The sequence below is a fragment of the Tamlana crocina genome (assembly GCF_012037625.1).
This window is the reverse complement of the sequence record NZ_JAAVJS010000214.1, coordinates 1-468: the sequence shown is the minus strand read 5'-3', so window position 1 is coordinate 468 and position 468 is coordinate 1. Positions and strand designations below refer to the sequence as shown.

General features: G+C 39.5%; 1 protein-coding gene. It reads right to left on the bottom strand.

Annotated features, from left to right (window positions below; translation table 11 throughout):
• The coding region (locus HC176_RS16380; protein WP_483414755.1) for an arginase family protein at window positions 1-468 on the bottom strand (468 nt) is incomplete at both ends.

Below are 468 nucleotides of genomic sequence, written 5' to 3'. Positions count from 1 at the left end.
GCTTTTATAAAATACTAAAATCTCATCATCGATAGGGACCTGATATCTTATAAACTCTTTTTTTGCCGAAATAGTATTTTCGTTTTTCCTAAAATTTACTCCCTCAACGAAATACCATATCATTTGGGCCACCAGCATGTTAGCAGCAGGAAAATTAAATTCTGAAGTAAATTCATAGATCCCAAAAGAACTCACTTTATCACTGATACCTGCATAACGGGACAATGCACAGATCTCTTTTCCATCAAAACCGTTAGGAGATTGCAGCCTGTAATTGCCTAAAGCTCCACCGCTCACAGCTCCCATGTCCACTCCCACCAAATTGGCATCTCTCATCACCGGTTCTACAACAGTGATATCACTGCTCACTTCCCCCAGCCTGTATGCATCAAAGAACAACCTATCCATTAGTTCGATCTCATCCTGAGAATTGAAGTAGGTTTGGTATCCCAGATTAGAATAATTGAA